This is a genomic window from Corynebacterium faecale, assembly GCF_030408735.1.
GTDB lineage: Bacteria > Actinomycetota > Actinomycetes > Mycobacteriales > Mycobacteriaceae > Corynebacterium > Corynebacterium faecale.
The window spans coordinates 1389988-1406245 of sequence record NZ_CP047204.1; the positions used below are offsets into that span (position 1 = coordinate 1389988).

The 16258-nt window shown below is 56.1% G+C and carries 8 protein-coding genes and 1 pseudogene; 5 read left to right on the forward strand and 4 right to left on the reverse strand.

Annotated elements, in window-relative coordinates; all coding sequences use genetic code 11:
* Positions 1-77 precede the first annotated feature (77 nt).
* A complete protein-coding gene (locus tag CFAEC_RS06430) occupies positions 78-3203 on the forward strand; it encodes a type ISP restriction/modification enzyme (protein ID WP_290279688.1) in 3126 nt (1041 codons plus the stop codon).
* Positions 3204-3281: 78 nt separating this feature from the next.
* Positions 3282-4422 (forward strand): annotated as a pseudogene (locus CFAEC_RS06435) (IS701 family transposase).
* A 206-nt stretch (positions 4423-4628) separates the two neighbouring features.
* On the opposite strand, the gene CFAEC_RS06440 reads toward CFAEC_RS06435, so the two are convergent.
* A complete protein-coding gene (locus tag CFAEC_RS06440; protein ID WP_290279689.1) occupies positions 4629-7244 on the reverse strand; it encodes a hypothetical protein in 2616 nt (871 codons plus the stop codon).
* A 775-nt stretch (positions 7245-8019) separates the two neighbouring features.
* On the opposite strand from CFAEC_RS06440, the gene uvrB reads away from it, so the two are divergent.
* The 3 genes from uvrB (at position 8020) to CFAEC_RS06455 (ending at position 11956) form a co-directional block, all read left to right on the forward strand.
* Positions 8020-10125: an excinuclease ABC subunit UvrB gene (uvrB, locus tag CFAEC_RS06445; RefSeq protein WP_290279690.1), complete on the forward strand. Its 2106-nt coding sequence runs from the start codon at positions 8020-8022 to the stop codon at positions 10123-10125.
* A 206-nt stretch (positions 10126-10331) separates the two neighbouring features.
* Positions 10332-10775 carry a universal stress protein gene (locus tag CFAEC_RS06450; RefSeq protein WP_290279691.1) on the forward strand — a complete coding sequence of 148 codons (444 nt, stop codon included), beginning with the start codon at positions 10332-10334 and terminating at the stop codon, positions 10773-10775.
* A 281-nt stretch (positions 10776-11056) separates the two neighbouring features.
* A complete protein-coding gene (locus tag CFAEC_RS06455; protein WP_290279692.1) occupies positions 11057-11956 on the forward strand; it encodes an HNH endonuclease in 900 nt (299 codons plus the stop codon).
* Here CFAEC_RS06455 and CFAEC_RS06460 read toward each other — a convergent pair.
* The 3 genes from CFAEC_RS06460 to CFAEC_RS06470 form a co-directional block, all read right to left on the reverse strand.
* Positions 11921-12391, reverse strand: coding sequence for a hypothetical protein (locus CFAEC_RS06460; protein WP_290279693.1), 471 nt, complete (start codon positions 12389-12391; stop codon positions 11921-11923). The two genes, CFAEC_RS06455 and CFAEC_RS06460, sit on opposite strands and share 36 nt — an antisense overlap.
* A complete protein-coding gene (locus CFAEC_RS06465) occupies positions 12391-13758 on the reverse strand; it encodes an AAA family ATPase (protein ID WP_290279694.1) in 1368 nt (455 codons plus the stop codon). Before CFAEC_RS06465 ends, CFAEC_RS06460 begins: the two co-directional genes overlap by 1 nt.
* 91 nt (positions 13759-13849) lie before the next feature.
* Positions 13850-16135, reverse strand: coding sequence for a HelD family protein (locus CFAEC_RS06470; protein ID WP_290279695.1), 2286 nt, complete (start codon positions 16133-16135; stop codon positions 13850-13852).
* Positions 16136-16258: the final 123 nt, after the last annotated feature.

A 16258-nucleotide genomic window follows, 5' to 3' on the forward strand; every position in this document is an offset into this window, starting at 1 on the left:
GGGGTCGGGCCCAACAGGTCAAACAACAAGATAGGATGATTCTTTGACCTGATCGACCCCGAGGGAGCGCTGTACACGTGTTAGCAGTTTCAGAGTACATCAACGAAATTCGGTCGCAGCTAGATAGTGGGCACGCTAAGGAGCACGCCTACCGTCCGGCGCTTCAGCGACTTATGCGAAGCTTCGAGGATGTCGAGGCGATTAATGATCCTGCCCGCAGTGAACACGGCGCTCCAGACTTTATCTTCCAGCGTAAGAGCCACCGCGATCTCATTCTTGGATATGCCGAGGCCAAAGACATCGTAGGAATTAAGCTGGACAAAGTCGAAGATTCCGAACAGATGCACCGTTACTCGGGTTATCAGAACCTTTATTTGACTGACTATCTCGAGTTCCGATTCTTCCGAGACGGCGAAAAATACACGACAATACGAATTGGTACCGTCGTGGACGGCAAGCTGGTGACCCAACCGGACCAGTACCAACGGCTAATTAATGAGCTGCAGGCATTCCTCGAATTGCCGCCGCAACAGATCACTAGCGGTTCCAAGCTGGCCTTGATCATGGGGGCCAAAGCACGCCGTATTCGAGATGATGTCCTGGACTACTTCGAACACAGAGAGGTCTCCCAAGACCACCACCTGCCAAAGCTCTTCAAACTTATGCGCACCATGTTGGTCCGTGACCTCGACTATGCAAAATTTTCTGATATGTATGCACAGACGCTCGTTTACGGGTTGTTCGTTGCCCGCTATACGGATCCCACTTCCCCCACCTTCAGCCGTTCAGAGGCCCGCAGTCTCGTGCCAAAAACGAACCCCTTCCTCCGTCACTTCTTTGACCATATTACTGGCCCTGATTTTGATGAGCGCCTGAGTTGGGCAGTCGATGAGCTATGTGAAGTTTTTCGAATCAGCAATGTTAAAGAACTTGTGCACCGGCACTTTGGGATTGATGAAGAGCGGGACCCAATCATCCACTTCTACGAGGATTTTCTCAAGGAATACGACCCGATCATCCGAAAGCGGATGGGCGCATATTATACGCCTAGAGCAGTAGTGCACTACATCATTCGAAAAGTCGACGAAATCCTGAAAACCGAACTCGGAATTGCTGATGGTATCTCCGACAGTAGCAAGATCGTCCGCAACCATCGCTCCTACCTCAACGACCCGTTGACCGGTATGCCGACCAAAAAATACAAGGATGAGCGTGTTGAATACCATCAAGTACAATTTCTTGATCCGGCTGTAGGAACCGCGACATTCCTGAATGAGCTGCTCAATCTGGTTCACCATGATTTCGAAGAAAAAGGCCAAATTGGGCGTTGGCCCACCTATGTCCGCGAAAATCTTCTACCGCGCCTGAATGGTTTCGAGGTCATGATGGCGCCCTACACCATCGCTCACTTGAAACTTGGCATGACCTTGGAGGCTGCCGGCGTCGATAACCTGAATCGCCGCCTCGGCGTCTACCTGACAAATACGCTCGAAGAGGGTATGCCGTACCAGCCCGATTTGCTTAGTTTTTTCGGGTTGGCCGAGGCGGTAACCCAGGAAAGCCAGGAAGCGGGCCTGATCAAAAACGAGCGTCCGGTTATGATCGTGCTCGGAAATCCTCCCTATGCTGCGGTTAGCAACAATGAGACTGAGTATGCCAATTCTTTAGTCCAGCGCTATAAGGTCGAACCTGGGGGGCGCCAGCGACTGCAGGAAGCGAAGCACTGGCTCAATGACGACTATGTCAAATTTATCGCCTTCTCAGAGGATGTGATCATCCGCAATGAAACGGGAATCCTCGCCATGATCACCAATAATGGTTATTTCGATGATCCGACGTCCCGCGGCATGCGTTGGCACCTGACCAAAACCTTCGACAAGATCTATTTACTCGATCTACATGGCAATGCCAATAAAAAAGAAAAAACTCCTGCTGGTGGGCGCGATGAGAATGTTTTCAATATTCGGCAAGGCGTCGGCATTATCCTTGCAGTTAAGACAAGCACGGATCATGCGAAACCAGCCGAGGTGTACCATGCCGATCTTTGGGGTACGCGAAAGTCTAAATTTAGTGCGCTCAACGCCGATGACGTTGAATACACCCGGGTCTACCCGGACCCGGACTTCTACTTTTTCAAACCGCGGACGACCACCGGTCGAAGTCTCTATGAACAGGGTATTTCAGTCAAGGATCTCTTCCTGCAGGATGTAACAGGCATTGTCACCATGGGCGATGATTTCGCTATTGATGATGATCCGCAAGTTGTCGCCGACCGGATGAAGCGGCTATCAACCGGAGGATACGACCAAGAGTCACTCAGTGAAAAATTCACTCTAGGCAAAAATTATCCAGGATTTGTTCTTGGAAATGTCGGGAAGTGGAGTTTCGATCCGGGGAAGATTACGAAGATTAGGTACCGCCCTTTCGACATCAGGTACACGTACTTCGACAACCGTGTGCTGTGGCGCTGGCGCGAGAAAATTATGAAGCACTTTCTTGAGCAGGAAAACCTAGGGTTGATCACCACGCGTTTGCAGAAGGAGCATCCCGGTGCTCTAGTGACGGATACGATCATTGGCCACAAGGCATTGAATGCTTATGACTCAAATTCTGTGTTCCCGCTGTACCTCTTCGGGCCGGAGGGGGACCGAAAACCGAATTTCGCACCGGCTCAGCTCAAGAAATTAACCCAGAATATTTCCGAAAAATCCAACCCGGAAAAGGTCTTCGACTATATATACGGGGTGTTGAGCTCCCCAGTCTTTCTAAATCGCTTCGGAGAGTTCATGAGGGATGCTTTTCCGCGGATCCCGATTCCGGCGTCAGATGAGGAATTCGACGCATTCGCCCGGGAGGGAGCACGTATTCGTATGATCCATCTGAATACCGAGCACCTCCCCTATATCACTACCTTTCCAGAGGCTGGTAGCAACAAGATCGACTTTGTGTCTTTTAAGGAAGAAGAGGTATGGATCAACCAAGACCAGTACTTTGGTGGAGTAACTGAAGAGGTCTGGAAACGATTCATCGGCGGTTATCAGCCAGCGCAGCGGTGGCTCTCTGACCGGTCCGGGAAGATCCTTAACGATGAACAGATCGATTATTATCAGCAGCTGATTGCGATTCTTTCGGCCACAGGCGAAAGCATGGGAAGGATCGCGAAAATCCCGGCATGGTGGACGGAATTTGGCCAATCCTCCTAGTACTACAGTCGCACTTACAGTGTCGACGTACGGCGTTTCGACCCCGGACATGGCCCGGGGCCTTGGTATATGTTGCCCATGAACGACAACATAGCCGTGGCCGACGTCCAGACCTGGGCGGACGGACTGGACGAGATCAGTGAGTTGATCGCCCCGAGGTTTTCCCGCTCCGAACCCCGCGCCGCCGCACTCGCCTACCTCACCGGCCTGTTGTCGGGCGAGGAACGCAAAAACTCCTGGACACTGTCGGAACGAGCCGGACACCGGATACCCGACGGCATGCAACGACTGCTGTCGACCGCCGAGTGGAACCCGGACGATGTGCGCGACAATGTGCGCAATTACGTGGTCCGGCACCTGAGCGACCCGGCCGGTGTTGCTGATCGTGGATGAGACCGGATTCCTGAAGAAAGGAACCCGCTCCGCCGGGGTGGCCCGGCAATATTCCGGCACCGCCGGGCGGGTCGAGAACTGCCAGATCGGGGTGTTTTTGACCTACGCCACCGCGCACGGGCGGACGTTTCTAGACCGGGAACTCTACCTGCCCAAGTCCTGGACCGACGCCCCGGGTCGCTGCGCTATCGCTGGCATCCCCGGCGAGCGGGGATTCGCCGCCAAACCCGACCTGGCGGTCACAATGATCACCCGTGCCCTGAACGCGGGTGTGCCCGCGAGATGGGTGACCGGGGACAGTGTGTATGGCCAAAGCTACCGGCTGCGCAAGCAGCTGGAAGCCCGCGGGGTGTTCTACGTCCTGGCGGTGATCGCCAAGCAGGGATTCATCGGCACAGAGTACCGCGCGGAGGACCTCATCAACTCCCTGTCGGGGCGGTCCTGGCGCACCCGCTCAGCCGGCGACGGCGCCAAAGGCCATCGCAGTTACGCCTGGGCCCGGGCGAGGATCAACGGCGCCCGCGACCCGCACGCCGAGTACTGGTTGCTGGCACGTCGATCCCTGGCCGATCCCTCGAATATCGCCTACTTTATCTGCCACACCCCACGACGGGTGGCCCTGGCCGAGATGGTGCGCGTGGCAGGGACCCGGTGGGCAATCGAAGAGACCTTCCAGACCGCCAAAGGGCAGACTGGCCTGGATCACTACCAGGTGAGAACCTACCCCGGCTGGTATCGGCACATCACGTTGTCGATGCTGGCGCACGCTTATCTGACGGTGGTCCGGTCAAAAAAGGGGGCCAGGACCCGGGTGGCGGGGAGTTGATCGCACTGTCGGTGCCCGAGATCAGGCACCTGCTGGTGACCGTGATCTGGCCTTATCAACCCTGCCCCGAGCACATCCTGCGGAGGTCACGGTGGCGCAGGCGACACCAGTTCCGGGCTAGGCAATGCCACTACCGTGCCCGCGGGCACCCCGCCTAAGTGCGACTGTAGTACTAGGACTACTGAAGCTGATAGGACTTAAACATCTCAAGTTTCGTCGCCGAAATGAATCACGCGAGGGGTAGCCCCTGGCCATACGATGAAGTATTCACCCGTTTCAAGTCGCACCTGCGGTTTGTCCCCGCCCTCCACATCGTCGAATACTCCTAGCGCAATTGAAGTCTCGCCGACGGGGTCAAGATCCTCCTTTTCCTCAGGCTTGCGGCAGGACATCAACGTGGTTCTCCGGTCGAAAAGAAACGCTTCTCCCTTAAGCGAAGAACACTGAATGTGAGTGACGCCCTCAAGTGCTTCATGGAAAGCAGGTGAGTACCAGGCATCTTGGTCTGGTAAACCCCCGGGGGGTGTTAGGAGCACGTAGTGCTCGCTCTCGTCCGCAAGGACATAAATTTCATTCTGAATAGTCTGGACCGATGGCTCCATGACTCGAGCCTGAAGCGAGCGGAGAGTCTCGATGATCTTGTGCTCTTCGAAAGCAAGGTGCTCGTGGGCGATCCATTGCCCTAGGTACGCAGGGTTGGGGGGAGTCTGATTGAAGATGTTGTCGACCAAATATTGTCTTGAAACGCAGTATTGCCGTCCAAAGGGACCCGTTGTGTCTACGTCGTCTGGGACGCGGCACGTCACCGGAATGAGGGAGGCTAAGCGCTGTTGGGTGTTGAACGTCTCTTTCAGGGCTGCCCGCAACGCCTCAGTTTGGGTGTCTGACAGAGGTTCTTTAGCCAGGCGGGCATTCTCCAAGGCTTCCCACTTGGCGATCTCTTTAGCGAGCTCTTGCTTGAGGACGGACGCGCTTGTACCTCGCTCCTCGCCTCGTTTCTCGAGTTGCTCCAGCAACCGCTTGTACTCCGACGCCGTCTCTTGGTCGTTTGCCGCAGGAAGTACTCCAGCGGATGAACAAAGCGCATCTAGATAAGCGACATCAATGTAGTTCGAAAGCTCACGCGACTGGACGTTAAAGAGTCCGCTGGTGTTCAGCTCCCACCACTCCCAGCTACTGAAGGGAATTTCCCCCCGTCCAATTAGATGTCGTGCCGCAATCAATTCAGACCAGTCACTACCCGGTGTTACCAGGACTCGAAGGCTATCCTCGGCGGGGGCTCGGTCGTCGCCCTTGTCTGTGAGGTATTCCACCCAACCCGCAAGGATCAGCTGGCCGGCTATCACGTGTAGTCGGCCGGTCCCTCCTCGATCAAAAAAGTCGGATAAGTGATTGAGTTTCTGGACAGCCTGCTCGGCCGCCTCCAGTTTGTGACTGTCAAGGGAGAGCTTGACCAATTCAACTAGTACCCACGTGGCGCGGTTCGAAAGGTTGCCTTGCTGGTTCCTCGTGGAGAATGCTGCCAGTTCCCGCACATTGAAGAGGATGTGATCAAGGATGGGATCAAATTCAGCACGCCCGTCCTGAAGCACCTCAGACCAGATCCGGGTGAAGCTACGAAGGCATTCATCGAGGTACTCCGCAGATTTTGTCTGGGAAGCTTCGAGCACCCTTGTTACAGCTTGACCCACGAATATATCTGCGGCGCGCGGTGACAGGAGGGCATCTCGTTCGACCTCTCCGATGCTGCGAAACAATGATTTTCGATGGACAGGCGAAATGTGGGCAGAGGCTGCCTTCTCCTTGGAGTCGATGCTCCAGAGGTCTCGGAGGATATCCCCGAGCAGCTTCAAGGACCGCTCCGCCGTGGCGAACGCCCCGGATCGTAGACTCACTGCGATAGCGTCCTTCAGGTGCGCGATCTCACGGTTTGTCTCCTCCTCGGGGGTCACCGAGCCTGAGGGCTCGAATTCAATGCTCGATTGCAGTAGTTCGGTGATTTCGCCTTGTGTTCCTTCGCTGAGCGGATGGGGCGTATAGACAGAGAAAGCGGTTTGCCTGGAACGGGTGCGGTCCCCCGGTTCGACGTGGAGTCGGATCTGTACCGGTGCGTTAGGGTCCGGGCCAGTAAAGAAGGTAAAAGCGTTCTCTGTCGTCCGGGGTTTGATCTTATCGAGGACTCGTTCCACGGTTTTCGGGTTGATGGCTTTGATGACGAGACCAGCTTGCGGCACTGGAACTTCGAGTGCAGCAGGTGGAGAGTTAAATCCCACAGGGGGTTGGTCCAGTATGACGATTTTCTTCAGCTGTCGTCTTTGGTTGGTATACCGATCCGATTCCCTCTCGAGACGTTCCGAAAAGGCCTTCTTCAGTGCTTCACGTACAACTTCATCCACTTCCGATGGGCGGCCAAAAAGTTGTACTAGGTTTACCGACGATCTCACCAGTAAAACGATTGTCAGTATGAGCCAGGGAAATGAACTGATGAGAAGGCCCCATGCGCTGGAGAGCCAGAGCGCCTCGACCGCAATGACGGTGTTAGCAACAAGCCCGACCCCTACAAACTGACTTGCCCTGATGCGCTCTAGAATTTGTCGACGAGAGGCCCCGACAGCGAGCGGCGTCTCGGCAAACAGCTGTGCGGCGATCGCCAGGCCCGCGAATCCCACTGACAGAAATGTCGTCTGCACCTGCCAGAGAACTCCGCTCGCTCCCTCTCCAGCAGGCGGAAGCCAGGTGGGCCTTTCCTGGGAACTTGCGGCAATAAGAAGAGTCAGGCCCAAGAGGAACAGGCATACGAGGAGAACGTAACGCCATCTCATGTCGAAGATCTTCCCGGGCTGCTGTCAATCAACCGCGGTGGAACCCGTGTGGTGAAATCGCAGCCATTACGAAAGTGGGCATTCTCATATTCGGCAGTTTGCTCACTGAGCCGTTCTGTCGTGAGGTTGGTAGTTTTCACCTCTTCAGGGTAATGGCGTTAGGGGCCGGGCAAGTAGAAGCGCGAAGAACTATGGGAACGGATGAAAACGTCGCTACACGAAGCTGCGAGACGCTGTTCTGTTACTGACTGAAACCTGTTGCCGTGGGGTATACCTTAATGAGACTGTCAGTTTCAGAAGTCCTCTGCGCCATCGTCACCTGGCGACCTGGGGGAGTGCAGACGACTTCTGAAATTTCGTTTTCAGTACCCGCCTGCACTGTCCGTCATTTTTCAGAAGACCTCTGCACTGACGCACACTTCCTTACCCTCTCGGGGAGGGCTGCAACCCCCAGGCATGGCGAGGTGACTCACTCAACGACCGGCACACGTCGAAAACTGTCACATTACCAATTTTTTGGTACCGTTCACGTGACATAGGTAAAATAATGCGTTAAGTGACAAAATCGGGTTTTTCGACCTTGGTTGACATTTTTCAGAATCGTGTCACGTAAACGATCATTTGATGACATGTGAATCTGAATTCTTTATCTTCGTTACAGGGCGATATCCTCAGCGTGCAGGAAGAGCTATCCACGCGTCGTCAAGCATCCCCAGCCCGCCGCGCCCCAAAAGCACCCCTCCAACCTGTCCACCTTGTGGCGTACCCTGTATTTATGGCTTTCGCTGCTGAACAACCGGTCCTGTCCCATTCCGAGCATCGCCCTGTTGGGGAGATTGAACGCTCCGACGATAAATTTGAGGTGATCTCGGAGTTTCAGCCTGCGGGTGACCAGCCGGCGGCGATCGCGGAGCTGGATAAACGCCTCACGCAGGGTGAGCGTGATGTGGTGCTGCTGGGTGCCACGGGTACGGGTAAGTCGGCAACGGCGGCGTGGTTGATCGAGAAGCAGCAGCGCCCCACGTTGGTGATGGCGCCGAATAAGACGCTGGCAGCACAGCTGGCCAATGAGCTGCGGCAACTGCTGCCGAATAACTCGGTGGAGTATTTCGTGTCTTATTACGACTACTACCAGCCGGAGGCGTATATCGCGCAGACGGATACCTACATTGAGAAGGATTCCTCGATCAATGAGGATGTGGAGCGGCTGCGGCACTCGGCAACCTCATCACTGCTGAGCAGGCGTGATGTGGTGGTGGTCAGTTCGGTCTCATGCATTTACGGCCTGGGCACCCCGCAGTCATACCTGGACCGTTCCGTGGTGCTGGAGGTGGGGGAGGAGGTTGACCGTGATCGCTTCCTGCGCCTGCTGGTGGATATCCAATATGAGCGCAATGATATTTCTTTCACCCGTGGTGCTTTCCGTGTGAAGGGGGATACGGTGGATATCATCCCGGCGTATGAGGAGCTGGCGGTGCGGGTGGAGTTCTTCGGGGATGAGATTGACAGTCTCTATTACATCCACCCGCTCACCGGTGATGTGATCCGCAATGTCAAGGAGGTGCGTATCTTCCCGGCCACCCACTATGTGGCCGGCCCGGAGCGCATGGAAAAGGCCGTGGCGGATATCAAGGCGGAGCTGGCGGATCGTCTGGCTGATCTGGAGAACCGCGGCAAGCTGCTGGAGGCGCAACGCCTGCGCATGCGTACTGAATATGACCTGGAGATGATCGAGCAGGTGGGTTTCTGCTCCGGCATTGAGAACTACTCCCGGCACATTGATGGCCGTGGGGCGGGCACCTCACCGGCTACGCTGATTGACTATTTCCCGGAGGATTTCCTCACCATCATCGATGAGTCGCATGTGACCGTGCCCCAGATCGGCGGCATGTTCGAAGGCGATATGTCACGCAAGCGCAACCTGGTGGAGTTCGGTTTCCGCCTGCCCTCGGCGCTGGATAACCGCCCATTAACGTGGGAGGAGTTTGATGATCGCCGTGGTCAGACGGTGTTCATGTCTGCAACACCCGGCAAGTTTGAAATCGCCGCCGCAGGTGGTGAGTTCGTGGAGCAGGTCATCCGCCCCACCGGCCTGGTGGATCCGAAGGTCACCGTCAAACCCACCAAGGGCCAGATTGATGATCTCATCCATGAGATCCGGGGACGCACGGAGAAGAACGAGCGCATCCTGGTCACCACTCTGACCAAGAAGATGGCCGAAGACCTCACCGACTACCTGCTGGAGAACGGCATCCGGGTGCGTTATCTGCACTCCGATATTGACACCCTCCAGCGCGTGGAGCTGCTGCGCCAATTGCGCCTGGGTGAATATGACGTGCTGGTGGGCATCAACCTGCTGCGTGAGGGCCTGGACCTGCCGGAGGTATCCCTGGTGGCCATCCTGGATGCCGATAAGGAAGGTTTCCTGCGTTCGGCCACCTCACTGATCCAGACCATCGGCCGTGCCGCGCGTAACGTCTCCGGCGAGGTGATCATGTACGCCGATAAGATCACCGATTCCATGCAGTACGCCATCGAGGAGACCGACCGCCGCCGTGAACGCCAGGTGGCCTATAACAAGGAACACGGCGTTGATCCGCAGCCACTGCGCAAGAAGATCGCCGACATCCTGGACCAGGTCTATGAAAACCAGGAAACAGCCGTGGGCGCCCCCGGCGCCACAGGTGACGCCGCGGTGGTGGACAAGCCCGACACCTCCGGCATGCAGGTGGACCAGCTGCAAAAGCTTATCGACGACATGACTGCCCAAATGGGAGCCGCCGCCCGCGAACTGAAATTCGAGCTGGCGGGCAGACTCCGTGATGAGGTCTTTGAGCTGAAGAAGGAACTCAAGGGTATGAAGGAAGTGGGCATGCAGTAGGGAAGCATGAATATCTTTGTTACCCCTGTTGCATTGGGAAACCCACTGTAACGCATCTCCACTAACCTGTGATTCGTAGCTAAAAACACCTCCGAGAAGCAGAAATTATTTGTTAGACTAGGGCACTATCGGATTCGGGACAGATACGAAGGTCCTGTTGAACCAAAACTTCACTTTCAACTCTTCGAGCTTTAGGGAATTATCACATGAGCGAGAATTACAGCAAGATCGTCGTCGGTACTGATGGATCCAAGTCTTCCCTCCTCGCAGTGCAGCGTGCTGCGAAGATCGCGGCGGCTTTTGATGCAACCCTGATCATCGGTTGCGCTTATTACGAGAACAAGGAAGAGGCCTCCAAGACCCTCCGCCAGGATTCCGTGACCATTCTTGGTGATGATCCCGCCAAGGAGAACCTGGAGAAGGCTTCTGAGGCTGCCCGCGCACTGGGTGTGACCAAGATCGAGACCGAGATCCGTCCCGGCACCCCGGTCGAGGCTCTCATGGGTATTGTCAATGATCGCCAGGCTGATCTCCTCGTGGTGGGTAACCGTGGCATCAACTCCCTGACCGGCCGTCTGCTGGGCTCCGTGCCTGCCGATGTCGCCCGTCAGTCTGACTGCGATGTCATGATCGTGCACACCGTGAGCTAAGTTCAACCCCAATGAGAAGGCCGGAAGCTATAGAAGCTTCCGGCCTTCTGGTATCACAAGGGCCCATGCTGGTGGAGTCCTGTTTTCATATGCGGTAATCAGTGACCATCCCACATCTCGGAGGGGACCCATCGGACATGGTGTTGAGCGCTGAAGATCTTAAGTGAAATATGCCAGTAAATATCTGAGGAGGAACAATGCCTTTACCCGGGGCTCCAAACTTAGTCCTCGCTGCATCTGATTTTCGAATGAGACTGAAAGAGTCAGGCTACCGAAGCGATGTGTCCATCATCAGCTCAAAGATTCGTTCACGAACTAACTCCCATGAGTCCTATGAAAAGTTCGTCCAACTTCACGGGGCACCCGAGGTCCTTGAACTCATCAACAAATACGCCCGAGTGTCACACCTCTGGGACCTCACTGATTTTTCCGTATCCTGCTTACCCGCTTCCAATAGTGCTCCTCCCGGAACTGTCCGGGCATCGGTGATTTCTGTAGGAATGGTGGAAGTGTTGGTGATCTTCTTTAATCAGCGAAGAGGATCGCTTGCAAACGTCCGGTTCTACCTTGAACCGGATGAAGATTTGAGCTGGTCCACCGGATTTGTTTCTGACACGCATCTTGACGGAGGGGGACAGGTTCTCGAATTCTATGGACGTGATGCAATTAGTGCTCTTGCTGATGAGCGGTTGATCCAGGCAACAGCTCGCCGGTTAGGAAATATGCGCGGTCGAAGAAAGCGACATCGTCGGAATGGCTGGCACAACCCCTGGTTATGGAACCTGGCAGGGCAGGGGAAAGTGAGCAGCCCGCGTGAACCTTTTTCAATGATCGATGTTGAAGAATATACGGCTGAGGATGTGTGGGGTCAGCAACGTCGACGTACTGGCCAGCAGAAATTTCGAGCAACCCTGTTGCAGATGTATCCCAATGAATGCGCAATCTGCGGGGTTGACATTGTAGAAGTTCTCGAAGCGGCACACCTGATCCCACATTCCGCTGAGGTTAACTATCGTCCTGAAAATGGACGTTTATTGTGTGCAAACCATCATCGGGCGTTCGATTCTGGATTGTATGAATGGAAATCAGGTGAGTTTACCTGGACTGGAACCGGCCCTGAACCCCCACTCGGTGGTTTCAAATCCTTAGACTCCATAAGCCGCGAGGGCCTGATCCAATGACCAGATGGTCGCGTCCATTTTTGTCCGCTGTCTGTACTGCTCGCATTCCGTGAGAATGCATAAATCGCCAGTGCCCACCCGGGCGGAGGCGTGATCAACATAGGACGTTCCTGTGCCAGCTCCCTCCATAAGCATCTCTAGAAACGTCTTATTCCAGGCGATATCATGAAGCGTCCAAGGTGCCTTCTTTTTGATGATCAGGTCGAGCATCTCTGAGAAGCGCTCAGCAGTTCTTCGACGTGCGTCACCGTTTTTGATCTGGGCAATATGGTTTCCAGTTTCGATGACAGTTGTAATGGGAAGTATGAAAAGAGACTCGTCATGTTTGAGGCGGGCACTCATTTGCTCACGAACTTCGCCAGCATTCTGATCGAAACCCGGTACTGGTAGGAGATTGCAGAGAACGGATGTATCGACAAACACAACGTTTGGCATCAGCTGACTCCCAAAAATTTCTCAAAGTCGGAAAAGTCACGTGATTCAATTACATCGTCTACCAGTTTGCCGGCCGTGACAGCATCACCAAGTGTCCCCTCAGCCAGCGCCCGCGCATACCCGGGAAGTTGGGTAAGAGGGGTCAATCTGCTGTATCCAGTCTCAGGATCTCGGTGGCATACGATGATGCTGTCATTCAGGATTCCTTCGGCTGCGTCCAGAAGAGCTGGGCTGTGTGTGGTTGCCAGCACCCGGACAGCTGTCTCGTTGTGGCTTTGTTGGATGAGATCCAAAATGCGGTGTGCCTGGGAGGGGTGCAGGCCATTTTCCAATTCCTCAATGACGATGAGCACGCCTCCCGCCGGAGCAGCATCGATTGCTCCGGCACTGGGTTGATTATCAATATCCAGGCTTTCCCTCGTGGATTTCAATGTGGTTGCAATCGCCAGAATGCGCAGCAATCCATCACTCATTTCTCGAGCTGGAGTCAGTTCTTCAACTGTTTTAGAAATCGGGCCACGTTTCTCCTCCAACTGCAGCATGACATCCTGTAGCGAAGATTTAGCAAAAGAAATGTCTGTTACCTGGTCATCCGCGATCTTCCTGGTAAGTTTCACGATTTTATCGAATGAATGTGGATCGCGTTGTTGTAGTTGATTCAGCGCAGGTGAGAGATTCTCCCCGGTTCTGCGCAATGTTGTGTCATGGGCTGGAACGAAGTCGCGCATGAGGTGGGGGACTGGATCGATATGGAAAGTGCCACGGAGTGCGGTGATGACTACCTCGATAGCCCTCAGGATTGAGCGTTCGGTTTGGTTCCCACCTTGAAGTGCATTGGGGATCTGAGCAAGCACCGGCCTGTCATCCCGGAAATACTTAGCGGGATTCGATCCTTTCTTTCCACTGTAGATTTCACCTTCGATTCCAGGAGAATTCTCCGAAGCTTTACGGGTCTGGAAGATGCTGACGGTTTTATGCAGTTTTCCAGTTTTCGCCGCAACGGCTGGGCCTTCCAATCGCTCATCAACGATCTTGAGGTCAGGATCAACCTGGACCGAAATGGAATAAGAAAACTCCTGATCATCCTGAACGACAGTGCAACCAAGACTGAACTCAGGGCTACCGTGTGGCGCGCACCCGCGGGATCCGCCACGCACTGTCCCCCCTTGGCGTCTGCGTCCGTCGAGGGCATCGGCCAGTACTTCACCACCGGCAAGGCGGGAAAGCACATCAAGACCGTCGAGGGCATTGGACTTTCCAGAGCTGTTCCTTCCGGTCAGAAAAGTGACATCTGACAACGGGAGACGGGCGTTTCTGAAGGATTTGAAAGCGTCGAGTCTCAGCTCAGTAAGAATTGGTTGGGACATGATTCGGACTCCGTTGCGTGTACTGGCCAGCTTATGTCTCAACTCTACTGCAGGCGGGTTTCACAGCTTCGGGCCCGTTTTCACGATCCGCCTACAGCTCCAAGTCACCCACCACGGTCAGCGTCTGCGTCGCGCGCGTCACTGCCACGTACAGGTCCTGCCATCCCTGCGGCGATTCACCGATGATCCCGGCCGGATCCACCACGATCACGTGGTCAAACTCCAGACCCTTGATCTCATCCACCACATAGTGGTGCTCACCCACACGGTGCGCGGCGCGCGAGGAGATCACCGCCGTGAGGCGGTCATCATCAAAAGCTTCTTTAAGCTTATCGACGTCCGACCCCGCCCCCACGTACCCCACCTCGCGGCCGGAGTCACGGATGGCGGTGGCCGGCGACATCTCCGGGTTGATCTCATAGAGGATCCGGTTGGCCAGGACCATGATCTCCGAGGGGGTGCGGTAGTTCACGGTCAGTTCGTGATGGCGGAAACGGTTGTTGATGAACGGTTCAAGCGACTCCGCCCAATCGTCCACACCCGCAGGTGATCCGGTCTGGGCGATATCTCCCACCAGGGTCATCCACCGGGATGGGCTGCGGCGAAACACCATGCGCCATTCCATGGGGGAGAGCTCCTGGGCCTCATCCACGATCACGTGACCATAGGCCCATTTGTGATCAGCCTGGGCGCGTTCCGCGGTGGAGCGGGTGTCGCGGACCTCCTGGCGCTGGGCGAGGGTTTCGGCATCGATGATGTCGAAGGCCGACAGGATCTCCGCATCGGGATCCACTTCAGCATCATCATCGATATCCGAGGACTGTGAGGAGCTGAGCACGTCCAGGACTTCCTGGGCGTCTTCGATTTCCTGACGCCATTTCTTCTCCGCCTCCGCGCGGGCCTCATCCGGGTCGGGGAGTCCGATGAGGGTGGCCAACTCGTCGAGAAGCGCTGCATCAGACGGCGCCCAGGGGGCGTCCGGTGACCGCAACAGGGCCGCGCGGGTTTCGTCGTCATAACCGGCGGCCGCATCATCGATGCGTGCCTTGTCAGTCAGCAGGTCCGTCAGGACCTGATGTGGGGCCAGCTCCGGCCAGAAACCGTCGACCTTGGAGACCAGGGGGGCGTGATCAAGCAGATCGTCGTGCAGCTGATCGATATCGGCTGCTGAGAGCAGGTTTCTTCCACCCAGCGGATCAGCACCGATGGTCTGGGCCATCTGGTGGGAGAGCTGCTCCACCAGGTGCTCCCGGAAAATCGGGCGGGCGAGATTGTGCGGCTGGCGGGAACGGCGTGCACGCGTGCGGGATTTGGCCACCGTCGCGGCATCGATGGTGATCACGATGCCATCCACCGTCACCTCAACCGGGGTCTCCGGCACCGTCTGGTAGGCCTTGACCGCCTCGTTCAAGATACCGGCCATCTCACCGGAACCCTTGATTTCACGGGTGAGCAGATCCTCGGTGCCCGTTGGGGTGATGCCCGGGTAGAGCCCGCCGATGGTGGAGAGCACCACGCCCGTCTCACCCAGCTCCGGCAACACACGCGAGATGTACTCCAGGAAAGTCTGGTTGGGGCCGATGATGAGCACGCCGGTTTTGGCCAGCTGCTCACGCCAGGTGTAGAGCAGGTAGGCCACGCGGTGCAGCGCCACAGCCGTCTTGCCCGTGCCCGGGCCGCCCTGGACCACCATCACGCCACGGGTGGTGTCGCGGATGATCTCATCCTGCTCGCGCTGGATCGTTTCCACGATATTGGTCATATGCCCCGTGCGGGCTGCCTGCAGCGCCTGGTGCAACGCGGACTCCGAACCCACACCCGGCTGCACCGTGGTGGCCGTCGCGTCGCCGGACAACACCTCATCATCAATGCCGGTGACCGTGCGACCCCGGGTGCGGATATGACGGCGCACCTGCACACCCTCCGGCTGCACCGTGGTGGCCAGGTAGAACGGACGCGCCATGGGGGCACGCCAGTCAAGCAGCAACGTGCGGTAATTATCATCGCGGTCATCCAGGCCCATGCGACCGATATAACGACGATCCAGATCCGGATGCCCGGGGACCGGCTGATCAATTTCCTCGCCAGCGGCCTCCACATCGATCCGACCGAACACCAAACCCAGCTGCGCCAGATTGAGCCGATCCAGCTTCTGGTTCAGACCGTGGTACTCCGTCTCACGACGCACCAACGCCTCCGGATCCGGGTTATTCGGATCCACATCCTTCATCACATCCGCCAGGCGTTCATTGGCACGGGTCACCTCATCATCGAGACGCCGGAAGAGGGTATCCACATAGGCCTGTTCCTCCGCGATGGCGGCAGTGATCTCTGGATTGGTGGGTTCTGGCTGGTCGGCGCGGCGAGCGGTGGTCACTCTGGGAGGCCTCCTGGTTTCTGGTGCTCCTGGTGGAGATATATCGGGCGAGCTTCTATCTCTATTGGTTCTTCAACACTGAAGAGCTATCAATCATTCCAGATCCTGCTGCGTGGAGTGGAA